This window comes from Streptomyces sp. TOM-9, from assembly GCF_056858595.1.
This window is the reverse complement of record NZ_JBXEQB010000001.1, coordinates 6,808,058-6,833,902: the sequence shown is the minus strand read 5'-3', so window position 1 is coordinate 6,833,902 and position 25,845 is coordinate 6,808,058. Positions and strand designations below refer to the sequence as shown.

The following is a 25,845-nucleotide window of genomic DNA, read 5'->3' as shown; positions in this document are numbered from 1 at the left end:
CAGGCAGCGATGCGAGGGCGTCAATCAGGATCCGTTCGGAGGAACGTGGACCATGTTGCCCTCGTAGATCCGGCATCCTGAGCACCATGCCAGCCCGATGCAGCGTTCGAACATGGAGGACTCGGGCGGATGGAAGCGGTACTGATAGGAACGGATCGGTTCCCGGCATACATCGCAGATCCGGCGCTCTCCGTCGGAGACGGTCCAGCCGGTCCCCCTCTTGCGCCAGGACTGCCGTCCGGCCGGTGCTCTTCAAGTCGCCATGCTGAGCATTGTCCTGCCCCGACACAACCGATGTCACGCCGGCCCGCGTCTGCACCGTGACCTGCAACAACATGGGCTACGGCCGCGCCAACGCCGGCCTCCTTCGCCGACGAATCCTCCTCGGTCCTTGACGCCACCAGGTCGCGTGATGGTGCACTGCTATCGTCCGCGGGGTGCCTCGCGATGAAGAAATCCTGGACTCGATTCGGCGGGACTCCGATCTCGCTGAGGCGCTCTGGCGCGTTTGCGAATTTGACCTCTCGCGCAGCGACCCCGGCGAGCCTGTCCGCCTCTCGTCTGACGTCGCCCTTGCGGGCGTCGCGGGCGACTACACCGGTGGAACCTTCTTCCTCTGCGGCGACGGCAGCAAGGATCGATCCGTGCTCTATGCCAGCTCCGAAGGACAGGCTGGCCTGATCGGCGACAGCTTGACTGAAGCGTTGGAGATCATGGTTGGATTGCCGTCGTGGTGGGACTGCCTGAAGTTCTCCGGGTCAGGCGATCTGGCGGTCATGCGCACGTCGGCGGACCACCTTCGCGCTGACGAGCTCAGGGACGAGCCCGGGATGGACGCAGATCGAGCAACGGTCGCCGAGACACTGGGCTTGGAGCTCAGCGCCATCCCGGTCCTGTTGGCCCGCCTGTACGCCGCGGTGTCTGCCACTGCGCCTGACTTCGTACTCACCAGCGAGGCAGGCGAGTACGAAACCCTTTTCGGTCCCTGGACGCCGAGCCGTAACCCCGCTTGGCGGTGAACAGTAGGCGGCCACGAGGCAGGTCGCCGCTACGACCGATCAGTTTGTGACCAGTTCCTCGGCGTCACGAGATCACCGACTGCACCCCAATTGCGTGACCGTCGACGCGTGATACTGGCACGGAGGAACGCACCGCGCCCGAGGTCACCTCCACGACGACCTGCCAGTCGGGGGCCGGACATGCCATCCGTCACGCGAAGTGGGAAGAGGCATCCCCAACGGCGACAAGCAGTTGGAACGGCCACTCCGGGTCAGCCTGTCCGATAGTCAACGCGAGCCAGCGACCGGAGCCTGCCGGGCGCCACACCTGCATGCTGCCCGCGACCCCGCTCAGAAAGAGGAGTGGCTGTGGCGCCACAAAGCCAGGATCAGGGTGGTCGAGGCCCAGATACGGCCATAGGTCGACGGTTTCCGGCTTACCCCACCGTGCGGCCAGGGTGCATGCGGCGGCAGCAAGGTCCTGTTCCAGCTCTCGCTCAGCTGCCTCGACAACGTCATCACTCCGGTCATCCCAGAAATCCTGACTCTGCCGGAGAACAGCCAGGTGATAGCCGGGCCCGCCCCATCTGGCTTCCTTCCCCGGTCGTTCTTCTCGATCCGGGAACGGCGCGGCCAGAAGGGAGTCGATGATCGACAACTGATGAGCGGCGGATGCTGGCTCCTGATCACGTCTCGCCATGATCGAAGCCTAGCCTCAGGCTTAGTCTCGGCGAAGAAACGATTCTTCAGGCAGCTGGCGAGTTCGGAGAACCCAGTCCCTTCAGTCCCTCCCAGCGCTGGAGTCCGTAGGCTCAGCAACCGGTCGAAGGTGCCGCACCTTCTCGGTCTTCTCCCTGATGACGGCGTCGTACTCGTCCTTCAGCTTCCAGTGGAGTTCCCGAGCGTACGAGGCGACGTGGCTGAGTTGCCGCTCGGCCTCCTCACGTCGCTCTCGTTCCCTCTGAATCGTGCGGTTAGCCTCCTGCAACTGCCGCGCTAGGTCCGTTACAGACGCCCCACTGTCCGCGCGGTCGAGCTGCGCCTGTACCAGCACTGGCAAGACAGTCGTCACCTGCTCCAGCAGTTCCGCATGGTCGCGATACGTGGCAGAGCGGGCGGCCGGCGCCGTCGTCGTGACCGACTTCTTGTTCACTGGCCTGTCAGAGGCTGCCAGGACGGCCGCGGCAAGCACGAGCCGAAGGGCGACCGGGACTCCCTCCTGGACGAGGAGTTCACCGCTGAACGCTTCGCCGTCCTGCACTCGGGTGGCCACCCGCATGAGAGCCTCGATGCCGTCGTCGCTCACGCATCGCCTCCCAGGGCTTCGCGGATGTAGGCGTTGACGTGTTCGAGGACGATGCCGTAGACGTCCTCATCGCTCAGAGTGCCGAACTCCTCGCGAATGTGCGGATTGCCCTCGTCCATCTTCGCTGCTGCCCGCTGCGACGATTCGCTGCCGATAGCGAGCTGCTGGCGGCGCATGAGTTCGTAGCGAGCTCGGTCCGCCCTGGTCATAACGGAGTTTCGGCATCTCCCGGGGAAGCAGAGCCGGAAGTTCGGCTTTCCCTCGCCGTCGCACATGGCGCCCTCTGCCTGCCACATGCACAGCGTCAACGGCCCCTGGGTGACGTTGCGGTTCTTCTTGCCGAGGGACTTCAGGCGGGCAGGGCTCAAGGGGGCGGGGTTGCTCAGCGGGGCTCCTACGGCCGTGACCGCGGCATCGAACCGGGGTAGGCCGTTGCCGGTGAGCGTGTCTCGCTGGGCCGCAGCCCATCGCATGCGGCGACCGACATCCTCCTGGACGACCTCGGCGACTTCCTCTGGTTCAAGCGGGGTGATGATCTTGTAGATATCGCCGATGTAGCCGCGGGTGACTGCTGCCGTGTCCCATTGCCCGAACGCGGCGGCCAGGGCTTGGCCGTGTTCGCGCACTGCATAGGCCTGGCCGGCAGTGATGCGAACCTGGCGCATGTTGACCTTCAAGTCGGCGAGGCTGCGTCGGATGACCGCGCGGTTGTGGAGGTCCGCACCGGCCTCCTTCATGAGCGTGACGAACCACTGGTCGAGATAGAGGCCCTCACGGGCGTCGACCCGGGCCTTCTTGCCTAGTGGGGTCGCGAGTCGCTGGTCGAACAGGTAGCGAAGGCCCGTGAGACTGTGGATCGCCGGCTCGAAGCCCAGCGCCCGCCGGAGGCGATCCATCAGCGCGACCACGTGCTGGATCCGGCTGTTGACAGCAACCGTCGTCGGCACTGGCATGTGCCGGTTCTTGGTCTTGTGGGCAGAGAGGGTGCGCTTGACGTAGATGGTCCCGTCGGGTCGTTGGACTTCTTCGTCCGTGACGCAGTTTGGGGTGAGGATGGCGAGCTGGCTATCGCGAAGCATCAAGGTCGCCGACAGGTAGTACATGCAGGCGTAGACGATGCGTCGTTGCCAGATATCCAGTTCGCTGTCTGAAGCAATCAGGCGGACCGTCCAGGGTTCCTCACCCCCATTGACGGTGGGAACGGAGGAAATTGGCAGCGGGCATGGGCTGCAAGACTCGTCGAGGATCACTCGGCCCCGCAGCTGAGACTGGACCCAGCGACCCGCCTTGAAGGCTTCATCGGCGTCGTAGACGCCGTGCAGGCGAGCGAGTGATGAATGGGCGAGGGTGAGTTCGCCGTTGAGGTTGCGCGAGCCCGGCACCTTGCCGCCGGCCCGGTGGGCGATCTCAAGCACCTGTCCGAGCATCCGCTGTCGCAGCTCGTCCTGGGACACCGGGGCTTCGGCTGCCGTGTTGGCCGCCCACCACTCCACGTGCGCAATCACGTCCTCGGCGACGTGGTCGATCAGCCAGGCGGTGAAGCCGAGCAGGTGCCCGACGTGCTCGTGCGGGCGGACCTGATTCCGATTGCCGCGCTTGGCGAACAGTTCGTTGATCTCACGTCCGCCGAAGGGCAGGCCGTGTCCAAGCAGCCCACGTCGGCCGCTGATCTGCGTGGCTTGCCACAACGCCACCAACTGCTGGGCCCTGCCCCGGCCGACCAGCGGGGACAACGTGGCGCCCGTCTGCTTGTCTTCGACGCTCGCGGGCTGAACGAGGAGGAAAGGGAGCTGCTCCCAATCATCCGCGTCGAAGCGCACCATCTGGTGCACGTCCGCGACCTGCAGAGCGAGGGTCAGCGCCTTGAGGTTTCCCTGGGCTGTGACCGGTTTGATGGGCTCTTGGATGTGCGCCCAGTTGTCGGCCATCGGGTTGCCGGGTGCGCGTTCGGAAGCCAGCGCGGGGTTCATCTGCAACAGGGCGAGTTCCTTCGCCGCGTCGCGCCACCGGCCGGAGAGCTTCGCGAACGGGAACCGAGTGGCCGTGCCGGCTTTGTCGCGCCAGTCCGGGTGGCCCGCAAGATCCCAGGTGTCCTCACCGACCCTGACGTCGTACAGGAGGCTCTCACCACCGGGGATCAGGTCGTTGACCCGCTCTGTTGCGACGAACAGGGGCTGTTCCGGCACCGGTGCGTCGGGGCCCGGAAAGGCGAGGATCTCAGCCATGCCTCAGCTCCATGTACAGGCCCGTCACTGTGAGAATGTGCGGGCGAAGGTCGGTGGTGCGGCGGACGTTCTCAACGACGCGGGACGGGAACTCCTTGAGGCTTCCCTCGGCGTAGAAGCGCAGGTGAGAGGCCTCTCCGTCCTCCCACTCGGTGGGATCGTTACGTTCAACGATCTTGGTGAACTCGACTGCGGCGAGCAGTCCGGGGATGTGGTCGACAGTGCGAAAGCCGTTGGGGCAGGTGAAGCACGCGACCATTCCGAGGGAGCATCGCCGTTCCGGTGCCTGCGGGTCGTTGCCCTTGCTGGTGCAGACTCCGATTTCGACGTCCATGAGCTCTTCGGGGTCGACCGAGGCGAGCTCGGCTGCCGGACCGTCTGCGGCTTGAGACAGGGGTTTGAAGCTGGCGACGGCCTGGTCGTGGAAGTCGTTCTGTGCGGCAGTGGCGAGCTTGTTGAGCAGGTAGTCGGGCAGCACATGAGAGGCGTAGTGGACCTTCGTGCGTTCGGAGTGCCCGTGGACGTCGCCCTTGAGTCCTTCACCCAGGGCACGGGCCTGCGCAACGAGTCTGAGCGCGCCAAACCGCAAGGGCACCTCCGCACGCGGACCAGCGGAGTCGTCCCACTGGACATCGAATTCAGGTGATCCTCGCCAGGCGCTTTGCGGACGCTGGCTGTCGAGGACCTTCGCGGCTGCGGGGTCGGCGGTGTGCTCGACGTAGAGCCGGCCCGCGATCGCAGCAGGCTTCCCGTCGGCGTTGATCAGTTGCCGTCGGCTGTAGCGGGAGAAGCGGGTGAGTCCGGTGAGGGCCTCAACGATCCCGCCGGGAGTAAAGATCGACGACAGGCGCGTTGCTCTGGTGTCCTGGCTGTGATTCCTGCCCTTGACCGCGTGCTCCAGGGCCACGTCGCTGCCCACGCGGATCAGGCTCTCGGCGTTCTTCTCCAAGAGCACGGCGTAGTTGTAGCCGCTGTTCTCGCCGAGGCAGTGCAGGATGAGTGCGGCAGTGAGGGTGACGTTGTCGGGATACAGGGCCCGGCCGATCTCCTGCATGTCGTGGCCGACGACCTGCGGCCTCCGCGCATGCTTGACGTAGCCGAATTTCTCCGGGTGAGTAAGGGCCCAGGCCACTTGCTCCTCGTAGGTGGCGCCGAAGACAGGCTCCCACGCGTCGGTGCCGCACTGGTCCGGGTGAGTGTCACGTGCCCAGGCGATGACGTCTTCCGCGGGTACACGGAGCCAGGCCCTTCCGTCGACCTCGAAGCCGATGGAGTGGAAGAGCTCGCGCTGGGCGGTGAACCGGGCCGTGTACACGCCGCGGGCGGCCGTCTCGATCGCCGCTGCGGCTTCGTCCTCGTAGACGAATGGATCGGTGTCTTCGACTCGGAACCTGGTGTTCTTCAGCGCTGTCGCAAGCGCCTTGCCATTGGGATGGTTCTCGCGGACCACACGCGCCAGCAGCCAGCATGCCGATCGCTTGCTGTTGCTCGTGAGCGGGTCATACAGCGATCTGAGGGTAGGAACGTCCAGCAGCGGTGCCTCGAACGAGTCGTATCCGTGCCCGGCCAGCTCCGACAGCATGATGCGAACGTAGGACGCCGACCTCAGCAGCGTGAGTGCTGATTCCCAGCCCGAGTCACGGTCGCCGTTGTCACCGACTTTGACGGAGTTAGCCATTGCCCGCAGGATCTGCCGTGCGGCTGGCGTGGCCGGTGCGTTGACCCGGAGCGTCTCCGGCTCGTATGCACCAGCGTGGCGGAACGTGATGGTCAGTTCGTCCAGGTCGACACCGACGAGTTCCTGGATTTCGTAGGTTCCGGTGCGGTGGCCTCGGGTGGGGTGTGCCATTCAGTTTTCTCCGAGGAACTGTTCGGCGGGGATGGCGAGGAATCGGTGGGCGGACTGGTTGTAGAGGCGGGTTGAGGATTCGCTGGCGTGGCCGAGGGAGAACTTGACGAGTTCCACTGCTGCGGCGATGTTGTCGGCGATCCAGTTCTCTCGACGGTCCTCGGGAACGGAGTCCGCGATGACGCCCCGGTAGATGCAGACGGTGAGATGGACGGCGTACGTGTGGCGGCAGTCGTGGAGCCGGAACCCGCCCGGGAAGTCGGCCGTGATGTGCGTGCGGACGAAGTCGCGAGCGCCTTCGATGATGTGCTGAAGGCTCCGGTAGGCGAGGGGCTCGCCGGTGAACTCGTTGAGGAAGACGATCGGGCTGGAGCCGTCTGGTGCCACCAGACGGCGCCGGATCCCGGAGTCGCAGTCCGCCCACAAGCGGGTCCGCACGCCGTTGGGGTGGTCCGGGTCCTGGTAGCGGACCCGTTTCTGGTCGGCCTCGAGGATGTGCAGGGGCCGTTCGGGCGTGTAGGCGGTGCGTGTGGCGATCTCCGCACGGGCGTTGTCGACGTAGTCCCAGACGGCCTGGAGGCGGTGGGTGAACACCAGGGCGTCGCCGCCGGCGTCGCCTTTGGTGATCTGGTCGGCGACTCGCGTGGTGGTGATGGGGAGGGGGCTGATCCGGGGCAGTTCGTACATGGTGGTGTTCGCGAGGTTGTGCCGGCGCTGGCCTGTGGCAAGAGCGAGCGAGATCAGGGCGTGGTCGCGGTCGGCGCCGAGGTAAGCCTGCTGGCGGCCGTTGAGGTCAACGCGGAGAGCGCCCAGGAGGAGGTAGTCGGCGTACTCAGGGGTGATCGGGATCCCCGCGGAACCGGTGTTACGCCTCCGGGGCGCGTAGCCCGCGATGGTCGTGCCGCTCCACTGGCCGTCTTTGCTGACTTTGATGATCTCGAACGGCGGCGCGTGCTGGTACCGGCGCTGCAGGTACTCGTAGAGGCGCTTGATGGCGGAGGAGGCGTTGCCCCAGCCGTCGCCGGTGAGCATGTGGGCGTCCTCGCCGTATTGGCGGCGGCGGTAGTAGGCGTTGAAGTCCTCTTCGGTGGCCGCCAAGACGGGGTCGCGGTGGTCTTCGAAGGGGTGGTGTCCGCGGTGGTTGACGAGGAAGTCCACCCAGCCGACGAGGTCGGAGGCGATGCGGACGGCGGTGCTGAGTTCGGGCTTGGCCAGGCAGTGGTGGCGTAGGAAGTTGCTGGTGAGTCCGTGGATGCGGCCGTCGATCGTGATGAAGGGTGCCAGGACGCGGTCAGCGTGGCCGAGGGGTAGCGGCGCTTGCCCAAGTGCGTCAGCCACGACCTGTTCGTCGTACGCCACGGGCTGCCGCACCCGCACGTCCACCCCCATGCCGCCCTCCCCAACGCAGCGTGTCCCCCCGGAGCTGATCACTCCGGGGGGACACGCTACTTGGTCACATGCGCCTCATGCCATCTGTGTCACAACTTCCCTCGAAATCGAAGGCAGGGGACACATTGAGGATGGTCATTTTCAGCTGCAGCCGCTGGTGGAGCCGCAGCCCTCGCAGAGGTAGCAGCTGCCCGCGCGGCGCATCTTCGTGCCGCAGGAGAAGCACAGCGGGGCGTCGGCGTTGAGGCCGAGCTGGATCTCCAGCAGCTCCGTGGAGTTGTGCGCGGTCTTCGGCGCCGGGGTCACCGCGACGGCCTCGGGCGTGGCCGTGACGGCCGGCTTGGGCGCCTCGGTCTGGCGCGGGGCGGACTGCGCCAGGCCCTCGACGTCGACCTCCTCGGCGGCGGGCTCGTACGAGCCCGTGTCGAGGTGGCGCTGGCGCTCCTCGGCGGAGTGGATGCCGAGGGCGGAGCGGGTCTCGAAGGGCAGGAAGTCCAGCGCCAGGCGGCGGAAGATGTAGTCGACGATCGACTGCGCCATCCGCACGTCCGGGTCGTCCGTGAGACCGGCCGGCTCGAAGCGCATGTTGGTGAACTTCGAGACGTAGGTCTCCAGCGGCACGCCGTACTGCAGGCCGACCGAGACGGCGATGGAGAAGGCGTCCATCATGCCCGCGAGGGTCGAACCCTGCTTGGACATCTTCAGGAAGACCTCGCCCAGACCGTCGTCCGGGTAGGAGTTGGCGGTCATGTAGCCCTCGGCGCCACCCACCGTGAAGGAGGTGGTGATCCCCGGACGGCCCTTGGGGAGCCGGCGGCGGACCGGGCGGTACTCGACGACCTTCTCGACCGCGGCGGGGGCGGGGGCCTGCACCGTCTCGGCCTTCTTCTCGCCCGCCTTCTTCTTGGCGGAGAGCGGCTGGCCGACCTTGCAGTTGTCGCGGTAGATCGCGAGCGCCTTCAGGCCGAGCTTCCAGCCCTCGTAGTAGATCTCCTCGATCTCCTCGACGGTCGCCGACTCCGGCATGTTGACCGTCTTGGAGATGGCGCCGGACAGGAACGGCTGGGTCGCGGCCATCATCCGGACGTGGCCCATCGGCGCGATGGAGCGCTCGCCCATGGCGCAGTCGAAGACCTCGTAGTGCTCGGACTTCAGGCCGGGCGCGTCGATGACGCTGCCGTGCTCGGAGATGTGGGCGACGATCGCCTCGATCTGCTCCTGCTGGTAGCCCAGGCGGTGCAGGGCCTGCGGGACCGTGTTGTTCACGATCTGCATGGAGCCGCCGCCGACCAGCTTCTTGAACTTGACCAGGGCGAGGTCCGGCTCGATCCCGGTGGTGTCGCAGTCCATCATCAGGCCGATGGTGCCGGTCGGGGCCAGCAGGGAGGCCTGCGCGTTGCGGAATCCGTTCTTCTCGCCGAGGCGCAGGACGTCCTGCCAGGCCTCGGTGGCCGCGGCCCAGACCGGGGAGTCCAGGTCGTCCATCCGCGTGGCGACCGCGTTGGCGTCGGAGTGCTGCTTCATGACGCGCTTGTGGGCGGTGGCGTTGCGGGCGTAGCCGTCGTACGGGCCGACGACCTCGGCGAGCTCCGCGGAGCGCTTGTACGAGGTGCCGGTCATCAGGGAGGTGATGGCACCGGCCAGCGCGCGGCCGCCCTCGGAGTCGTAGGCGTGGCCGGTCGCCATGAGCAGCGCGCCGAGGTTGGCGTAGCCGACGCCCAGCTGGCGGAAGGCGCGGGTGGTCTCGCCGATCTTCTGCGTCGGGAAGTCCGCGAAGGAGATGGAGATGTCCATCGCGGTGATGACGAGCTCGACGACCTTGGCGAAGCGCACGGCGTCGAAGCGCTGGTTGCCCTTGCCGTCGTCGTCGAGGAACTTCATCAGGTTGAGCGAGGCGAGGTTGCAGGACGAGTTGTCCAGGTGCATGTACTCGCTGCAGGGGTTGGACGCGGTGATGCGGCCGGTCTCCGGCGTGGTGTGCCAGTGGTTGATGACGTCGTCGTACTGGATGCCGGGGTCGGCGCAGGCCCAGGCGGCCTCCGCCAGCCTGCGGAAGAGCGCCTTGGCGTCGATCTCCTCGATGACCTCGCCGGTCATCCGGGCGCGCAGGCCGAACTTCTCGCCGTTCTCGTACGCCTTCATGAACTCTTCGTTCACGCGGACGGAGTTGTTGGCGTTCTGGTACTGGACGGACGCGATGTCGTCGCCGCCCAGGTCCATGTCGAAGCCCGCGTCGCGCAGGGCGCGGATCTTCTCCTCCTCCTTCACCTTGGTCTCGATGAAGGCCTCGACGTCGGGGTGGTCGACGTCCAGGACGACCATCTTGGCCGCGCGGCGGGTGGCACCGCCGGACTTGATGGTGCCGGCGGAGGCGTCCGCGCCGCGCATGAAGGAGACCGGGCCGGAGGCGTTGCCGCCGGAGGAGAGCAGCTCCTTGGAGGAGCGGATGCGGGAGAGGTTCAGGCCCGCGCCGGAACCGCCCTTGAAGATCATCCCCTCTTCCTTGTACCAGTCGAGGATGGACTCCATGGAGTCGTCGACCGAGAGGATGAAGCAGGCCGAGACCTGCTGCGGCTGGGCGGTGCCGACGTTGAACCAGACCGGGGAGTTGAAGCTGAAGACCTGGTGGAGCAGGGCCCAGGTGAGCTCGTGCTCGAAGATCTCCGCATCGGCGGGCGACGCGAAGTAGCCGTGGTCCTCGCCGGCCTTGCGGTACGTCGTGACCACGCGGTCGATCAGCTGGCGGAGGCTGCTCTCGCGCTGCGGGGATCCGACGGCACCGCGGAAGTACTTGCTGGTGACGATGTTGACCGCGTTCACCGACCAGAAGTCGGGGAACTCCACGCCGCGCTGCTCGAAGTTGATCGAGCCGTCGCGCCAGTTGGTCATGACGACGTCACGGCGCTCCCAGACCACCTCGTCGTAGGGGTGCGTCCCCGGGGTGGTGTGGATGCGCTCGATGCGCAGGCCCTTGGCGGCCGGAGCCGCCGCGGCCGCCTTGCCGGCCTTGGCTCGGGAACTCCGTGCCGGGCCGCTCGTCGTCTCTGTCATGTGCCGCCTCCCATTACAGGCATTACAGGTAAAACGCCCTGAAGCGCCGCGGTCTTCCCGCGTCTGTGTCTCTCACGGCCGGTACACCCCCCGGGTGCCCGGCAAGTCTCGTACCGGTGTGCCGCCGCTACTCTGCGGCGACGGCGGCGGTCGGGACGGCTCCGTCCCGGTCCCGCCCACCGGTGTCGTCCGGTGGCCCCTGGTCGCGCAGCTCGGCGATCGCCGTCTCGAAGTCCTCGAGCGAGTCGAAGGCCCGGTAGACGGAGGCGAAGCGGAGGTAGGCGACCAGGTCCAGGTCCTTCAGCGGGCCGAGTATGGCCAGTCCGACGTCGTGGGTCGACAGCTCGGCGCTGCCCGTGGCACGCACCGCCTCCTCGACGCGCTGCCCGAGCTGGGCGAGGGCGTCCTCGGTGACGGGCCGCCCCTGGCAGGCCTTGCGGACTCCGGCGATGACCTTGTTACGGCTGAAGGGTTCGGTGACCCCGCTGCGCTTGATCACCATCAGCGAGGCCGTCTCCACGGTGGTGAAGCGGCGGCCGCAGTCGGGACACTGCCGGCGACGACGGATCGAGGTGCCGTCGTCGGTGGTCCGGCTGTCGACGACGCGGCTGTCGGGGTGTCGGCAGAAGGGGCAGTGCATCGTTTCCCTCTCCCTCCCTCACCCACGGTGAGCGCACGACTTCTGAGCCCGAAGGGCCGGTCACGGCCCCCCGAAGCAGCCACAAGCATAGGCGATCCGGAAGGGCTTGATGACCCAGGGACCACTACTTGTGGGGGCTGGACCCCATCCAACCACTAGATCTGGTGGCGGGGCGGCCATATGCGCCCATCGCGCGGACCGCGTGTCGCGGCCCGCCGACGGGACGGGAGCCTACGCGACGCGCGGCCTCCCGGGAGAGCCGGGGCGCGGGTGACACACTGGGTGTACGGATCGTCACGCCTCGCGCATCATGGAACCGGGCGGGCGGACGGGGGCGACACGGCAATACCGGCCCGGGGAAACGGCGTTCGGATCCCGAAATGCGGGATGAATTCGAAATCATATTCGATCAATACCATCTACACCTTGATCGCGTCACTGGATCCGCGCAAATTCACTCGAACGTGTGTTTGGCGCAACCTTTCGAAAGCAACTACCGTTGTCCTACTAGGGAGAACATCTCGAGAGGGGCCGCCGTGACCACCACCGCCGACAGCGCCACATTGACCGCCCATGACCGCCCCCAGGACCGGCTACGCCCGATGGAAGCGATGAACGACGAGACGCCAAAGCCCGCGCGAGCGCTACCCGGACGACCTCCAGGAATCCGGGCGGACAGTTCCGGACTCACCGACCGCCAAAGGCGCGTCATCGAGGTGATCCGGGATTCCGTCCAGCGGCGCGGATACCCGCCGTCCATGCGCGAGATCGGCCAGGCCGTCGGGCTGTCGAGCACCTCGTCGGTCGCCCATCAGCTCATGGCGCTGGAGCGCAAGGGCTTCCTCCGGCGTGACCCGCACCGGCCCCGCGCTTACGAGGTGCGGGCGTCCGACTCCGCGCAGGCGCAGCCCACGGACACCGCGGGCAAGCCGTCCGCGTCGTACGTCCCCCTGGTGGGCCGGATCGCCGCCGGTGGCCCGATCCTCGCCGAGGAGTCCGTGGAGGACGTGTTCCCGCTCCCCCGCCAGCTGGTGGGCGACGGCGAGCTGTTCGTCCTGAAGGTCGTCGGCGACTCGATGATCGAGGCCGCCATCTGCGACGGTGACTGGGTGACCGTGCGCCGTCAGCCGGTCGCGGAGAACGGCGACATCGTCGCCGCGATGATCGAGGGCGAGGCCACGGTCAAGCGCTTCAAGCGCGAGGACGGGCATGTGTGGCTGATGCCGCACAACGCCGCGTACCAGCCCATCGCCGGTGACGAGGCGACCATCCTCGGCAAGGTGGTGGCGGTGCTGCGCCGGGTCTGAGCCAAGGACCCGCCCGTGACCGGGCCCCGGAACCTCTGCGCCGGTTCCGGGGCCCCGTTGTGTGCCGGGGCTGCTGTCGTGCTCTGCCGGGGGTGCCCGGTGGCGTCACTCGGCCGCCGAGGCGGCGGCGTCGATGGCGGCCAGCGAACGGCGGACCTGGTTGCGGTCGGTCGTCTGCCAGAAGTCCGGCATCGAGGCCTTGATGAAGCCGCCGTAGCGGGCCGTCACCAGCCGGGGGTCGAGGACGGCGACGACCCCGCGGTCCCCGGAGGCCCGCACCAGCCGGCCGGCGCCCTGCGCCATGAGCAGGGCCGCATGCGTGGCGGCGACCGCCATGAACCCGTTGCCGCCCCTGTCCTCCACCGCCTTCTGGCGCGCGCTCATCAGCGGGTCGTCGGGGCGGGGGAACGGGATCCGGTCCATGACGACCAACTGGCAGTTCGGCCCGGGCACGTCCACGCCCTGCCAGAGCGAGAGGGTGCCGAACAGGCACGTGCGGGCGTCGGAGGCGAAGCGGCGGATCAGCTCGCCCAGGGTCTCCTCGCCCTGCAGCAGGACCGGGTGGTCGATGCGGCCGCGCAGCGCCTCGGCGGCGCCCTGGGCCGCACGCATGGACGAGAACAGCCCGAGCGTACGACCGCCCGCGGCCTCGATCAGCTCCGCGAGCTCGTCCAGCATGTCCTCGCGGCCGCTGTCCCGGCCGGGCTGCGACAGATGCCGGGCGACATAGAGGATGCCCTGCCGGGGGTAGTCGAAGGGCGAGCCGACGTCGACGCCCTTCCACACCGGGGGCTCCTCCTCGCCCTCGGCGGCCACGGTGCCCTCCGGCGCCAGTCCGAGCGAGGCCGCGACCCCGTTGAAGTCGCCGCCGAGCCGCAGCGTGGCCGAGGTCAGGACGACGGAGCGCTCGGTGAACAGCTTCTCCCGCAGCAGTCCGGAGACGCTGAGCGGGGCGACCCGCAGCGAGGCGCCGAAGCGGTCGTGGCGCTCGTACCAGACGACGTCGTACTCGGAGCCCTCCACGATGCGCTCGGCGACCTCGTGGACGTTCTCCGTGGCGGCGAGGGCCATCTTCCGCACGGCGTCCTCGTCCTGCACGGAGCGGTCACGGGTCTCGCCGAGCGAGGTGATGACCTGACGGCAGGCGTCGCGCAGCGCCATCAGGGCGTAGCGGAGATCCTCGGGCAGCTCCTCCAGACGCCCGGGGAGGGCCAGCTCCATGAGCCGCTCGAAGCCCTCCGACGCGCTCATCAGGGCGTCCGCGGCCTTCTCGTTGACCAGCTTGGCCGCGAGCTTCACCGTCCGGTTGACCCTGCCGGGGGTGAGCTCGCCCGTGGCGACGCCGGTGACGCGCGAGACCAGTTCATGGGCCTCGTCGACGACCAGCACCTCGTGGCTGGGCAGGACGGGCGCGCCCTCCAGGGCGTCGATGGCCAGCAGCGCGTGGTTGGTGACCACGACGTCGGCGAGCTTGGCGCGCTCGCGCGCCGCCTCCGCGAAGCACTCGGCGCCGTAGGCGCAGCGCGAGGCGCCCAGGCACTCGCGGGAGGTCACCGAGACCTGCTGCCAGGCGCGGTCGGAGACGCCGGGGGTCAGGTCGTCGCGGTCGCCGCTCTCCGTCTCGTCCGACCAATCGCGCAGCCGGAGCAGGTCCTGGCCGAGCTTGCTGGTCGGCGCCGCGGCCTCGAACTGGTCGAAGAGCCCGTCGCCCTCGTCCTGCGGCACGCCCTCGTGGAGCCGGTGCAGGCACAGGTAGTTGGAGCGGCCCTTGAGCATCGCGAACTGCGGCTCGCGGCGCAGCAGCGGCTGCAGCGCGGTGACGGTGCGCGGCAGGTCGCGCTCGACGAGCTGGCGCTGCAGGGCCAGGGTCGCGGTGGCCACCACGACCCGTTCGCCCTGCGCCAGCGCGGGCACCAGGTAGCCCAGCGACTTGCCGGTTCCGGTGCCGGCCTGGACCAGCAGGTGGGAGCCGCTGTCGACGGCTTCGGCGACGGCTTCGGCCATGGTGACCTGGCCGGGGCGCTCCACTCCGCCGACCGCGGTGACGGCGGCGTGGAGGAGGTCGGTGAGGGCGGGCTTCGCGGGCTGTGTCATAGGGCATCCAGCCTACGGGGCGGCACTGACACCGCGGTCGCCACCGCACGTACCGGTGCCCGCCCGCCCGCGGCGCGGCCGGTCACAGGACGTGACGCAGCGCGCGGTCGCGGACCAGCAGCGCGGCCCGCTTGCCGGGCAGCTCGACCTCCGCGGAGAAGCGGAAGCCCGCGGCGAGGAAGGCGGCCACGGACGGGGTGTTGCGCAGGTCGGGCTCGGCGATCACCCGGGTGCACCGGGGGCGCTGCCGCAGGGCGTGGTCGGCGACGGCCCGCAGCAGGGTGCCGCCGAGGCCGCGGGCCCGGTCGGCGACGGGACCGATGAGCAGGTGGAGCCCGGTGTCGTGGGGGCGGGCCGGGTAGAAGCGGGCCACCGCGTCGAGGTCGGCGCGGTACACCTCCCAGTAGCTCATGGGCACCCCGTCGAGGACCCCGACGCAGGGCATGCTGCGCCCGTCGCCGTCGAGCTGGGCGCGCAGGTGCCGCTCGGCGACCTCGGGCCGGCCCGCGAGGTCCCAGAACTCCGCGACGGCGGGGTCGTTCATCCAGTGGGTGATGACCGGGAGGTCGCGCTCGGGGCGTACGGGGACGAGCTGGAAGGTGCCCGCGGGGGTGCCGACCGGGCCCCAGTCGGCGACGCCGTCGAGGAGGTCGTCGAGCGGGGCCGGGCCGCCGGCGCGGTCGTCGGCGGTGACGTCCTCGTCGAGGAGCGCGCGGAGCTCGGGCGGCAGTTCCAGGTCGAGGGTGTCGTCGGCGTTCCCGGCACCGGGGTCCCGGGGGTCGGCGGTCGCGGGCGCGCCCACGGGGGCGCGGGTGGGGTCGGCGGTCGCCACGGTGGTCGCGGCCTCCTCTCGTCAGGCGGTGAGGGGGTTGGGGACGGTGACGTAGACGGACTGGGTGTCGACGGGGCCGGCCAGCTCGTCCATCCCGTGCAGCCGGGTGAGGAGGTTGGCCTTGCAGCGCAGCCCTGGTTCCTCCAGCAGCCGTGCGGGCAGGCCGGAGCGGCCGGTGCGGGCGGCCTGCTCCAGGAAGCGGCGCAGGGCGGCGAGGAGCACCCGTTCGTCGGCGAGGCGCTGGGAGCCCAGGGCGCCGACCAGACCGAGGACGTTGTTGACCCCGAGGTAGTAGGCGAAGCGCTCGTCCGCCACGGCGTCGGCCACGAAGGTGTCGCTGCTCCCGCCGGCCCCGGGCAGCAGGGCGGTGAGCCCGGCGCGCGCGGACTCGCGGAAGTAGTAGCCCTGGTTGTCGCGGTAGCGGCCGCCGGCCGGCCAGCCGTGGGCGTCGAGGACGACCAGGGTGTTCTGCTGGTGGGCCTCCAGGGCGATGCCCGCCTCGCCGTCCAGCCACAGCACCGGCCGGACCACGGCGTCCAGGTAGCGCAGGAACCACTCGGTGGCCACGGCCGCCACCGGTCGACCGGTACGCGACGCGAGCCGGGCCAGCAGTTCGCCGAGCCGGGACCGCAGGGCGCCCCCGTCCGGCGCGGGGCGCAGGGCCGTGATCCCGGCGAGGCAGCGCACCTCGTCGCCGGGGCCGAAGGGGTTGTGCCGCAGGACGACGTCGAGGCCGGGTACGGGGGCGCCGGCGGCGGTGCCGACCGCCAGCCAGGCGGGGTCGCGGACGATGTCGAACCCGGGGTGCACGGCGTGCCAGCGCGCGGCGAGGCCGGCCCGGAGCAGCCGGTGCACCTCGACGCCCCGGTGGAGTTCCTTGCGGAGGTTCTCGCGGCGGGAGTTGGTGATCCGCAGGGCCAGCGAGAGCTTGAGCATCGCGGGGGCGCCCGGGCGGAACACCGTGCGCAGCGAGGACGTGGGGTGCCAGGGGTCGCCCGCGGCGCCGAGGTCGTGGAGGAGCCCGGCCTCCAGCAGTGCGCGCACCGCCGGGCGGTGGACGACCTCGCGGGCCTGCCAGGGGTGGAGCGGCAGGGCCACGGTGCCGGCGGGGAGCCGCCGGGCGAGTTCAGGTCCGGCGAGGGCCGCCAGCAGGTGCTCGGCGGGGACCGGGCGGCCGCGTTCGGTCCAGGCGGAGTCGGTGGCCAGCAGCGAGCGGTGCACGGACAGCCAGTGCAGGACGAAGGCCCCGCGCGTTTCCGGGGCGTAGACCACGGCCTCGGCCTCGGTGAGTCCTTCCCGGCCCTTGGGCGCGGGGTGGAACGGGTGGCCCAGGACGAGGGCCTGCTCGGCGTCGAGGAAGGGGTGGGTACCCCGGGGGGCGGCGGGGCGGGCGCGGCGTGCGGACAGGAAGGCGGCGGTCTGGCGTACGGAGTCAGCGACCCGCGCGACGAGGCCGGGCCCGTCCGGGCCGGCCGCGGCGGCCTCCCGCGCGAGCAGCGCGGCGAGGGTGACGGCGTCCAGCGGAGCGCCCCCTGCCGCGGGGCGCGGGGCGCCGAGGCGGTGGTGGCCGACGGCCGACCAGTGCAGGACCGGGACGAGGAGTTCCGCGCCGCTCGCGGGCAGCGGCACGCGCAGGGTGCGGCCGTCCGGCTCCCGCGGCAGCCCCGTCTCGCGGACCCAGCAGCGCAGCAGGGCCTCCGTGCCGGCCGCGTCGGCGGCGGCCCACGGATCCGCCTGCTCCAGCGGGTCGTCGCCGGACGACGGGGCGGACGGTCCGGGCAGCCCGGCGTGGGCCGGCGGTTCGGCCCGGCCCGGCAGTTCGGCCGTGGCGGCGCGCTGCTGGGGGACGGCTGCCACGGTGGCTTCGTCGCCGGGACGTACGGTCATCGCTTCGCTCCGTGAGGGGTCGGCGCCCGGTGCGGTCCGCCGCGGGGCGGGGCCGGTGGGCACGAGGTCACGCCCGGACCGCGGTCGCCGCGACGAGGGCGTCGGCGAGGCGGTCGAGGACGGCTTCTGACTGTTCTTCGGTGATCGTCAGCGGGGGCAGCAGCCGGATCACGGCGGCGTCGCGGCCGCCGAGTTCGACGATGAGGCCGCGGTCGAGGGCGGCCCGCCGGACGGCCGCCGCGAGGCGGGGCGCGGTCGGGGGGACGCCCCGTGGGCCGGGGGCGGCGTCAGGGTCGACGAGTTCGACGCCCAGCATGAGGCCGCGGCCGCGGACGTCGCCGACACAGGGGTGTTCCGCGGCCAGGGCCCCCAGCCGGGCGAGCATCCGGGCACCGAGCTCGGCGGCGCGCTCGGCGAGGCCGTTGCGCCGCACGTAGGCGAGGGTGGCGGTGCCCGCGGCCATGGCGAGCTGGTTGCCGCGGAAGGTGCCCGCGTGGGCGCCGGGCTGCCAGGAGTCGAGTTCCTCGCGGTAGACGATGACGGCGAGCGGGAGGCTGCCGCCGATCGCCTTGGACAGCACCATCACGTCCGGGACGACGCCGCTGTGCTCGACGGCCCAGAAGGTCCCCGTGTGCCCCACGCCGGTCTGCACCTCGTCGGCGATGAGCGGGATGCCGCGGGCCGCGGTGAGGTCGCGCATCCGCCGCAGCCAGGTGTCGGGGGCGGGGATGACACCGCCCTCGCCCTGGACGGGTTCGAGGAGCATGCCCGCGGGGGGCTGGATGCCGCCCTTGGGGTCGTCGAGCAGGTTCTCCGTCAGGCGGGCGGAGAGTTCGGCGCCGTGTTCCCCGCCGACGCCGAACGGGCAGCGGTAGTCGTACGGGTAGGGGAGCCGGGTGATCCGGGCGTCGGCGGCGCCGGCCGCGCCCCGCACGGCGATGTCCCCGGTGGCGGCGAGGGCGGCGGCGGTCATGCCGTGGTAGCCGCCGGAGAAGGCGAGCAGTCCGCTGCGGCCGGTGGCGGTGCGGACGAGCTTGAGGGCGGCCTCGACCGCGTCGGTGCCGGCCGGGCCGCAGAACTGGATGCGTCCGTGGTCGGCGAGTTCGCGCGGCAGGGTATCGAAGAGCGCGGTGGTGAAGGCGTCCTTGACGGGGGTGGCGAGGTCCAGCACGTGGAGCGGGGCACCGGAGTCGAGGACGGCGCGAATGGCCTCCAGGACGACGGGGTGGTTGTGGCCGAGGGCGAGGGTGCCGGCGCCGGAGAGGCAGTCGAGGTAGCGGCGGCCGTCGGCGCCCTCGACGGTCATGCCGCGGGCGCGCACGGGGACGACGGGCAGCGAGCGGGCGTAGGTGCGGGCGGCGGACTCGCGCGCCGACTGACGCCGCAGGATGCCCTCGGTGTCGTCGAACCCGCCCTCGTGCACCGCCGGTCGGCTCCTGGCGCTCGGCATGGCGGCCACGTGCTCACTCCTCGGTGTCGGCTGCTCCGTCCCCGGAGCTACCAACGACGCACGCGCTTACCGGCAACTGTCTCGGGCCGAGATCCTGGCGAGGAACCGCGGGTGCGGCGCCCGCCGTCCTCCCTTCGAGGGCACAGTGAGGGGTTGCCCTTGAGCGGGCAGACGACATGTTCACAACAGGGGGACCACAACCCATGGCACCGATAAGCCGGTTGGCCGTGGCCGCCGTCGCCGCGGCCCTGCTCGCGGTGACCGCGACCGCCTGCGGCCCGTCCGACGACAACGCCGACGCCAAGCCGAGCCCGACACCCAGCGCGACGGCCGGTGACGGCGGCCTCCAACTGCCGACGGCCCTCCCGACCAGCCTCGACGACCTCGACCAGTGGGCCGACGCACTGAAGAACGGCGGCTGGAAGGACTGGGACAAGGACAAGTGGCTGCGCGACGCGGCCGACTTCATCAATCCCATCATCAAGGACCTCTGGGACGCCGACCGGCTCCGCAACGCCGACGGGACCCCGGACGACGAGCAACGGCCCGACCTGGGGCGGGTGGACGACGGCACCACCGACCGCGAGCCCGCCGCGATCCGGGCGCAGCGCCTTTCGACCCCGTACCACCAGGCCTCCCCGGCGACGGGCAAGCTGCTCTTCGACATGCCCGACGGCCAGGCGGTCTGCTCGGCGACCGTGGTCGGCGACCCGGCCAACCCGGGCCGCAGCAACCTGGTGTGGACGGCGGGGCACTGCGTGCACGCGGGCGCCCAGGGCGGCTGGTACCGCAACATCGTCTTCGTTCCGTCCTTCAACGACACGGGCCTGAGCGGCGCCGCGCTGCGGAGCGCCACCAAGGAGCAGCTCGCCCCCTACGGCACATGGTGGGCGACGAAGGCGGGGACCTCCCAGCAGTGGATCGACGGGGGCGGGGAGTCCTCGGAGACGAGTTCCGCCTACCCCTACGACTTCGCGGTGCTGAAGGTGACCAACCCGGACTCCGGCACGTCGCTGGAGGAGACGGTCGGGGCGTCGGTGCCGGTCTGGTTCGACGCGCCCACCTCGGCCGGCATCGACTCCATGGACATCCGCGGCTACCCCGCCGCGGCCCCCTTCGACGGCTTCGGCTACCAGCAGTACCACTGCTCGGGCGACCCGGTCCGCCTCGCCCTGGACCCGGGGGCGCCGACCATGCACTGGCTCGGCTGCACCATGACGGCGGGCTCCTCCGGCGGCGGCTGGTTCGCCCGGGGGCCCGGCGGGAAGCCGGCCCTGGTCAGCAACACCTCCATCGGTCCGCAGGACAGTCCGCGCTGGCTGGCCGGACCGCACCTGGGCTCGGAGGCCGAGGAGGTCTTCGACGCGATCCGCGGCTGACACCGCCGCCGGACACGAGGAGGGCCCGCCCCCGGCCGGGGGCGGGCCCTCCTCGTACGTGCGTACCGCCTAGCGGCGCGCGACCAGCGCGAACGGCTCGAGCTCCGCCGCGAGCTCGTCGTGCACCCGCGCCTTGAGCAGGGTGCCCTCGCCGGTGTGCTCCTCGGAGAGCACCTCGCCGTCCGCGTGGACGCGGGCGACGAGCGCACCGCGCGTGTACGGCACCAGGGCCTCGATCTCGACGGCGGGCCGCGGCAGCTCGTCGTCGATCATGGCGAGCAGCTCCGCGATGCCCCGCCCGGTGCGGGCGGAGACGGCGATGGCGTGCCTCTCGCGGCGCAGCAGGGACTGCAGCACCACCGGGTCGGCGGCGTCCGCCTTGTTGATCACCACGATCTCCGGCACGTCCAGCGCGCCGACGTCGCGGAAGACCTCGCGCACGGCGGCGAGCTGCTCGTCCGGGTTGGGGTGCGAGCCGTCCACCACGTGCAGGATGAGGTCGGCCTCGGCGACCTCCTCCATGGTGGAGCGGAACGCCTCGACCAGGTGGTGCGGCAGGTGCCGCACAAAACCGACGGTGTCGGCCAGGGTGTAGAGCCGGCCGCTCGGGGTCTCCGCCCGGCGCACGGTCGGGTCCAGGGTGGCGAACAGCGCGTTCTCCACCAGGACGCCCGCGCCGGTGAGCCGGTTGAGCAGCGAGGACTTGCCGGCGTTGGTGTATCCGGCGATCGCCACCGAGGGCACCTTGTGGCGCTTGCGCTCCTGGCGCTTCAGGTCGCGGCTGGTCTTCATCTCCGCGATCTCCCGGCGCATCTTGGCCATCTTCTCGCGGATGCGCCGCCGGTCGGTCTCGATCTTGGTCTCACCGGGACCACGGGTCGCCATGCCGCCGCCCGAGGAGCCGGCGCCACCGCCACCCATCTGCCGGGACAGCGACTGACCCCAGCCTCGCAGCCGCGGCAGCATGTACTGCATCTGCGCGAGCGAGACCTGGGCCTTGCCCTCACGGCTCTTGGCGTGCTGGGCGAAGATGTCGAGGATCAGCGCGGTGCGGTCGACGACCTTGACCTTGACGACGTCCTCGAGGTGGATGAGCTGGCCGGGGCTGAGTTCACCGTCGCAGACCACGGTGTCCGCACCGCTCTCCATGACGATGTCGCGCAGCTCCTGGGCCTTGCCGGAACCGATGTAGGTGGCCGGGTCCGGTTTGTCACGGCGCTGGATGACACCGTCCAGGACGAGGGCGCCGGCGGTCTCGGCGAGGGCGGCGAGCTCCGCGAGGGAGTTCTCGGCGTCCTGGACCGTGCCGTCCGTCCACACCCCGACGAGCACGACCCGCTCCAGGCGGAGCTGGCGGTACTCGACCTCGGTGATGTCCTCGAGCTCGGTGGAGAGGCCCGCGACGCGGCGCAGCGACGCTCGCTCGGAGCGGTCGAACTGGTCGCCGTCACGCTCTCCGTCGATCTCGTGACTCCAGGCGACGTCCTCTTCCATCAGGGCGTCGGCCCGAAGGCTCTCGGGGAGGCGCTGGCGGCTGCGGGCAGAAGAAGAGGAGGAAGAGGAGGTCATTGGATCCTTTGCTCGGAAGATCGACGGGAACGGGGGGCTCCCGCCCCTCGTACGGAGACAACGCCGCACGGACCCGGAGGATTCCCCCGGCCCGGGCACGCCGCCGTCGCCGCACCTAGATGGTCGCACGGTCGTCGCCGCCGGGTCACGCGACTTTCCCCGCCTTGCGCCGGTGCGCGGGACCGTGCACCGGTTTGGCGGGCACGGAGCGCTTCCAGTCGGGGTGGCCGGGCATCGGGGGCGTGGTCGGGCCGTAGAGCCAGGCGCCGAGGAAGCCGCCCAGGTCGCGGCCGGCGACCTCGGAGGCGAGGGCGATGAAGTCCCGGGTGGAGGCGACCCCGTCGCGGTGGCGGGCGACCCAGGCCCGCTCCAGCCGCTGGAAGGCGTCGGCGCCCATCTCCTGGCGCAGCGCGTACAGCACGAGCGCTCCGCCGTAGTAGACGTTGCCGCGGAAGATGCCGAGCTTGCCGTCGGCGCCGGGCGGCTTGGGGGCGGCGGCCGGGCCGCCGTCGCGGCGCAGACGCGCGTCGGCGCCGTATGCGGCCTTGGCGAGCTGCTCCAGCGTGAGCTCGTGGTAGTGCTCGGCGGCGTAGCGCCACTGGTACCAGGTGGCGTGCCCCTCGTTGAGCCACAGGTCGGACCAGGTCGCGGGCGAGACGCTGTCGCCGAACCACTGGTGGGCCAGTTCGTGCACCATCACCGGCGCCGCGTCGGCCTCGCGGGACAGCAGCACCCGCCGCTCGAAGAGCGAGAGGGTCTGGGTCTCCAGCTCGAAGCCGGTGACGGTGTCGGCGCTGAGGATGCCGTACGTCTCGAAGGGGTACGGACCGACCTGCTGCTCCATCCACGCGATCTGCCCGGCGGTCATCGCCAGGCGCTTCTCCAGTTCGGCCCGGTCGGGGTCGGCGGAGCCGACGACGTCGCGCAGCGGGAGGCCGCCGGGGCCGGTGCGGCGCAGCACCGCGGAGCGGCCGATGGAGACCTGGGCGAGCTCGGTGGCCATCACGTGGACGGTGCGGTAGTTCCAGGTCGTCACGGGGCCCTTGCGGACGGCCGTCTCGGGCAGGCCGTTTGCGACGACGGTGAGGTCGTTCGGCGCGGTGACGTGGAAGGCGAAGCGGGCCTTGTCCGAGGGGTGGTCGTTGCAGGGGAAGACGGTGTGGGCCGCGGCTGCCTGGTTGGCCATGGCCAGGCCGTCCTTGGTGCGGATCCAGCCGGTGTCGCCCTTGGCCGCGGGGTCGCTGGTGTGGACGACGGTCACCCGCAGGCGGTCGCCGCGCGGTACCGGGAAGGCGGGGGTGACGACGAGTTCCTCGCGCCAGGTGCGGAACGCCGCCCGGCGGCCGTTGACCTCGACGGAACGGACGTCGCCGCGGAAGTCGAGGTGGAAGCGGTCGAGGGTGTCCGTGGCGAGCGCGTCGACCCGGGTCACCGTGTCCAGGGGCCGGTCGTTGCCGCGGTAGGTGAACGAGATGTCGTAGTCGTAGACGTCGTACCCGGGGTTGCCGAGTTCGGGGTAGAGCCGGTCACCGAGCCCCGCGGGCGTCGCGTCGCCGGGCAGTCCGGCCGCGGTGAGCGCCACCACGGCCGCCGCGGTGACGGTGGCACGGCGCGCAAAGGATCCGATCATGGGATACCGGTATCAGCGCACCGTGCCCGCCCGAAGGCGGCACGTCAGCACCCCACCCGATCGGGTACTCCTCTACGGCTGCGCGGCGGCCACGGCCTCCTGGGCGCGGTACACGTCGTACACACCGGGGACGGCGCGCATGGCGCGCATGAGGGCGGGCAGCGCTTCCGGGTCGGGCAGTTCGACGGTGTAGGTGTGGCGTACGCGGTGCTCCTGCGGCGGCTCCACGGCGGCGTAGACGATGGCGACGCCCTGGGTGGCGATCACCTCGGTGAGGTCGGCGAGCAGCCGGGGCCGGCCGAGCGCCTCGGCGTAGAGGGTGGCCCGGTGGCCGGTGACGGGGGCGTCGGAGCGCCAGTGGACGGCGACCCTGGCGCGGCCCGAGGCGGCCATGCGCGCGGCGACGGGACACTCGCTGCGGTGCACGGCGACGGTGCCGCCGCGGATGGGGAAGCCGGTGATCCCGTCGGGCGGCACGGGCGTGCAGCAGCGGGCCATGCGGACGGCGGTCCCGGGCGGGTCGGTGTCCGCGAGCGGTTCTGCGGCCCTGCGGGCGGCCGTTGCGGCGGTGCGGACGGCGGGGGCGGCCGGCTCCTCCTCGGCGGTGGCCGCCGGGTGGGCCTCCAGCCAGCGGGCGATGGCGATCCGGGCGGCCGGGGTGCGGGCGTGCTCCAGCCACTCGGGCGACGGCCCGTACCCCTCCCCGTCCCCGTCCGTGGCCTCGGCCATCAGGAGCTGGACGGTGTCGCCGTCCCGCAGGACCGTGCCGAGCGGCGCGAGCCGCCCGTTGACGCGAACCCCGACGCAGGAGTGGGCGCCCTCACCGTGCAGCGCGTACGCGGCGTCGGTACAGGTGGCGCCGTCGGGCAGGCCCACGGTGCCGCCGTCGGCGGAGAAGACGGTGATCTCGCGGTCCTGGGCGAGCTCGTCGCGCAGGGTGCTCCAGAAGAAGTCCGGGTCGGGGGCCTCGCGCTGCCACTCCAGCAACCGGGCCAGCCAGCCGGGGCGCGTGGGGTCGACGCTCTCGCCCTCGTCGGATTCCGCCGCCTCGGCGGTGGCGTACGGGTTGCCGAGCGCGATGACCCCGGCCTCGGCGGTGTGGTGCATCTGCCGTGTGCGGATGAGGACTTCGGCGATGCGGCCCTCGCCGTCGCGGATGGCGGTGTGCAGCGACTGGTACAGGTTGAACTTGGGCGCCGCGATGAAGTCCTTGAACTCCGCGATGACGGGGGTGAAGCAGGTGTGCAGTTCACCGAGGACGGCGTAGCAGTCGGCGTCCTCGGCGACCTGGATCAGCACCCGCCCGAAGTCGCTGCCGCCGGGCTGCGCGCCGCCGCGCTTGAGCCGGACCCGGTGCACGGACACCACGTGCCGGGGCCGTACCTCGACCTCGGAGCTGATGCCGGCCTCGCGGAGCACCTTGCGGACGTCCTCGGCGACTGCGCCCAGCGGATCGGGCAGGGCGGCGTGCTCCAGGATGAGTTCGGTGGTGCGGAGGTAGTCCTCGGGGTGGAGGATGGCGAAGACCAGGTCCTCCAGTTCGGTCTTCAGCGCCTGGACGCCGAGGCGTTCGGCGAGCGGGATCAGCACGTCCCGGGTGACCTTCGCGATGCGGGCCTGTTTCTCGGGGCGCATGACGCCGAGGGTGCGCATGTTGTGCAGCCGGTCGGCGAGCTTGATGGACATGACGCGGACGTCGTTGCCGGTGGCGACGAGCATCTTGCGGAAGGTCTCGGGCTCGGCGGCGGCGCCGTAGTCCACCTTCTCCAGCTTGGTGACGCCGTCGACGAGGAAGCGGACCTCCTCGCCGAACTCCTCCCTCACCTGATCGAGCGTCACATCGGTGTCCTCGACGGTGTCGTGGAGCAGCGACGCGGTCAACGTCGTGGTCTCCGCGCCGAGTTCGGCGAGGATCAGGGTCACGGCGAGCGGGTGTGTGATGTACGGCTCCCCGCTCTTGCGCATCTGGCCGCGGTGCGAGGACTCGGCGAGCACGTATGCGGTGTGCAGGATGGCGAGGTCCGCGCCGGGATGTCGGGCGCGGTGCACCTTGGCGATGTGCTCGATGGACTCCGGCAGCCGGCCGGCGCGGCCGCCGGGGCCCAGCAGGGCGGCGCGTCCCAGCCGGCGCAGGTCCGCGGCCCGGGGGATGCGCCTGCGTCCTGCGGCGCCCGGGGCGGTCTCCACTGCGTTGTCCGGTCTCATGCGGCACCTCCGGCAGCGTCACCCACCGGCGGGA

The 25,845-nt window shown here is 70.7% G+C and carries 17 protein-coding genes; 3 read left to right on the top strand and 14 right to left on the bottom strand.

What is annotated here, in order from left to right:
* Nucleotides 1-437 precede the first annotated feature (437 nt).
* The gene (locus AC1VWI_RS31810) at nt 438-1,019 is read left to right on the top strand and encodes a hypothetical protein (protein ID WP_499514427.1); all 582 of its coding nucleotides are present in this window, start codon (nt 438-440) and stop codon (nt 1,017-1,019) included.
* A gap of 190 nt (nt 1,020-1,209) precedes the next feature.
* On the opposite strand, the gene AC1VWI_RS31805 is transcribed toward AC1VWI_RS31810, so the two are convergent.
* From AC1VWI_RS31805 to nrdR, 7 genes are all read right to left on the bottom strand, one after another.
* Complete coding sequence (locus AC1VWI_RS31805; RefSeq protein ID WP_499514426.1) at nt 1,210-1,698, bottom strand: hypothetical protein; 489 nt, start codon at nt 1,696-1,698, stop codon at nt 1,210-1,212.
* A gap of 81 nt (nt 1,699-1,779) precedes the next feature.
* On the bottom strand, nt 1,780-2,304 hold the full coding sequence (locus AC1VWI_RS31800) for a hypothetical protein (protein ID WP_499514425.1): 525 nt from the start codon (nt 2,302-2,304) through the stop codon (nt 1,780-1,782).
* Nucleotides 2,301-4,529, bottom strand: a complete 2,229-nt coding sequence (locus tag AC1VWI_RS31795; protein WP_499514424.1) for a hypothetical protein — start codon at nt 4,527-4,529, stop codon at nt 2,301-2,303. Before AC1VWI_RS31795 ends, AC1VWI_RS31800 begins: the two co-directional genes overlap by 4 nt.
* On the bottom strand, nt 4,522-6,378 hold the full coding sequence (locus tag AC1VWI_RS31790) for a hypothetical protein (RefSeq protein ID WP_499514423.1): 1,857 nt from the start codon (nt 6,376-6,378) through the stop codon (nt 4,522-4,524). The genes AC1VWI_RS31795 and AC1VWI_RS31790 overlap by 8 nt, the downstream gene beginning before the upstream one ends.
* The gene (locus AC1VWI_RS31785) at nt 6,379-7,767 is read right to left on the bottom strand and encodes a site-specific integrase (protein ID WP_499514422.1); all 1,389 of its coding nucleotides are present in this window, start codon (nt 7,765-7,767) and stop codon (nt 6,379-6,381) included.
* A 141-nt stretch (nt 7,768-7,908) separates the two neighbouring features.
* Nucleotides 7,909-10,818, bottom strand: a complete 2,910-nt coding sequence (locus AC1VWI_RS31780) for a vitamin B12-dependent ribonucleotide reductase (protein WP_499514421.1) — start codon at nt 10,816-10,818, stop codon at nt 7,909-7,911.
* Between the two features lie 127 nt (nt 10,819-10,945).
* Nucleotides 10,946-11,458 carry a transcriptional regulator NrdR gene (gene nrdR / locus AC1VWI_RS31775; protein WP_499514420.1) on the bottom strand — a complete coding sequence of 171 codons (513 nt, stop codon included), beginning with the start codon at nt 11,456-11,458 and terminating at the stop codon, nt 10,946-10,948.
* A 536-nt stretch (nt 11,459-11,994) separates the two neighbouring features.
* Here nrdR and lexA point away from each other — a divergent pair.
* The gene (lexA, locus tag AC1VWI_RS31770) at nt 11,995-12,765 is read left to right on the top strand and encodes a transcriptional repressor LexA (RefSeq protein ID WP_499514419.1); all 771 of its coding nucleotides are present in this window, start codon (nt 11,995-11,997) and stop codon (nt 12,763-12,765) included.
* A gap of 105 nt (nt 12,766-12,870) precedes the next feature.
* Here the strand turns inward: lexA and AC1VWI_RS31765 are convergent, their stop codons facing one another.
* From AC1VWI_RS31765 to AC1VWI_RS31750, 4 genes are all read right to left on the bottom strand, one after another.
* Entirely contained in the window at nt 12,871-14,859 is a 1,989-nt protein-coding gene (locus AC1VWI_RS31765; protein ID WP_499514418.1) for an ATP-dependent DNA helicase, read from the bottom strand.
* A gap of 82 nt (nt 14,860-14,941) precedes the next feature.
* The gene (locus AC1VWI_RS31760; protein WP_499514417.1) at nt 14,942-15,691 is read right to left on the bottom strand and encodes a GNAT family N-acetyltransferase; all 750 of its coding nucleotides are present in this window, start codon (nt 15,689-15,691) and stop codon (nt 14,942-14,944) included.
* 21 nt (nt 15,692-15,712) lie between these two features.
* Nucleotides 15,713-17,578, bottom strand: a complete 1,866-nt coding sequence (locus AC1VWI_RS31755; protein ID WP_499514416.1) for an IucA/IucC family protein — start codon at nt 17,576-17,578, stop codon at nt 15,713-15,715.
* A gap of 67 nt (nt 17,579-17,645) precedes the next feature.
* Nucleotides 17,646-19,028 carry a diaminobutyrate--2-oxoglutarate transaminase family protein gene (locus tag AC1VWI_RS31750; protein ID WP_499516968.1) on the bottom strand — a complete coding sequence of 461 codons (1,383 nt, stop codon included), beginning with the start codon at nt 19,026-19,028 and terminating at the stop codon, nt 17,646-17,648.
* 203 nt (nt 19,029-19,231) lie between these two features.
* Here AC1VWI_RS31750 and AC1VWI_RS31745 point away from each other — a divergent pair, with 203 nt between their 5' ends.
* Nucleotides 19,232-20,407, top strand: a complete 1,176-nt coding sequence (locus AC1VWI_RS31745; protein WP_499514415.1) for a trypsin-like serine peptidase — start codon at nt 19,232-19,234, stop codon at nt 20,405-20,407.
* A gap of 69 nt (nt 20,408-20,476) precedes the next feature.
* On the opposite strand, the gene hflX is transcribed toward AC1VWI_RS31745, so the two are convergent.
* The 3 genes from hflX to AC1VWI_RS31730 all read right to left on the bottom strand — a co-directional run bounded on the left by hflX (nt 20,477) and on the right by AC1VWI_RS31730 (nt 25,811).
* Nucleotides 20,477-21,976 carry a GTPase HflX gene (gene hflX, locus AC1VWI_RS31740; RefSeq protein WP_499514414.1) on the bottom strand — a complete coding sequence of 500 codons (1,500 nt, stop codon included), beginning with the start codon at nt 21,974-21,976 and terminating at the stop codon, nt 20,477-20,479.
* 145 nt (nt 21,977-22,121) lie between these two features.
* Nucleotides 22,122-23,606: a M1 family metallopeptidase gene (locus tag AC1VWI_RS31735; RefSeq protein WP_499514413.1), complete on the bottom strand. Its 1,485-nt coding sequence runs from the start codon at nt 23,604-23,606 to the stop codon at nt 22,122-22,124.
* A 72-nt stretch (nt 23,607-23,678) separates the two neighbouring features.
* Nucleotides 23,679-25,811 (bottom strand): RelA/SpoT family protein, encoded by a 2,133-nt coding sequence (locus AC1VWI_RS31730; RefSeq protein ID WP_499514412.1) that lies wholly within the window; start codon nt 25,809-25,811, stop codon nt 23,679-23,681.
* Nucleotides 25,812-25,845 lie beyond the last annotated feature (34 nt).

What these genes read in the sequence shown, in the direction of transcription:
- AC1VWI_RS31805 (WP_499514426.1), bottom strand. Translation starts at nt 1,698, where the DNA reads ATGGCGAGACGTGATCAGGAGCCAGCATCCGCCGCTCATCAGTTGTCG.
- AC1VWI_RS31795 (WP_499514424.1), bottom strand. Translation starts at nt 4,529, where the DNA reads ATGGCTGAGATCCTCGCCTTTCCGGGCCCCGACGCACCGGTGCCGGAA.
- AC1VWI_RS31790 (WP_499514423.1), bottom strand. Translation starts at nt 6,378, where the DNA reads ATGGCACACCCCACCCGAGGCCACCGCACCGGAACCTACGAAATCCAG.
- AC1VWI_RS31785 (WP_499514422.1), bottom strand. Translation starts at nt 7,767, where the DNA reads ATGGGGGTGGACGTGCGGGTGCGGCAGCCCGTGGCGTACGACGAACAG.
- AC1VWI_RS31780 (WP_499514421.1), bottom strand. Translation starts at nt 10,818, where the DNA reads ATGACAGAGACGACGAGCGGCCCGGCACGGAGTTCCCGAGCCAAGGCC.
- nrdR (WP_499514420.1), bottom strand. Translation starts at nt 11,458, where the DNA reads ATGCACTGCCCCTTCTGCCGACACCCCGACAGCCGCGTCGTCGACAGC.
- AC1VWI_RS31765 (WP_499514418.1), bottom strand. Translation starts at nt 14,859, where the DNA reads ATGACACAGCCCGCGAAGCCCGCCCTCACCGACCTCCTCCACGCCGCC.
- AC1VWI_RS31755 (WP_499514416.1), bottom strand. Translation starts at nt 17,578, where the DNA reads ATGACCGTACGTCCCGGCGACGAAGCCACCGTGGCAGCCGTCCCCCAG.
- AC1VWI_RS31750 (WP_499516968.1), bottom strand. Translation starts at nt 19,028, where the DNA reads ATGCCGAGCGCCAGGAGCCGACCGGCGGTGCACGAGGGCGGGTTCGAC.
- AC1VWI_RS31745 (WP_499514415.1), top strand. Translation starts at nt 19,232, where the DNA reads ATGGCACCGATAAGCCGGTTGGCCGTGGCCGCCGTCGCCGCGGCCCTG.
- hflX (WP_499514414.1), bottom strand. Translation starts at nt 21,976, where the DNA reads ATGACCTCCTCTTCCTCCTCTTCTTCTGCCCGCAGCCGCCAGCGCCTC.
- AC1VWI_RS31735 (WP_499514413.1), bottom strand. Translation starts at nt 23,606, where the DNA reads ATGATCGGATCCTTTGCGCGCCGTGCCACCGTCACCGCGGCGGCCGTG.
- AC1VWI_RS31730 (WP_499514412.1), bottom strand. Translation starts at nt 25,811, where the DNA reads ATGAGACCGGACAACGCAGTGGAGACCGCCCCGGGCGCCGCAGGACGC.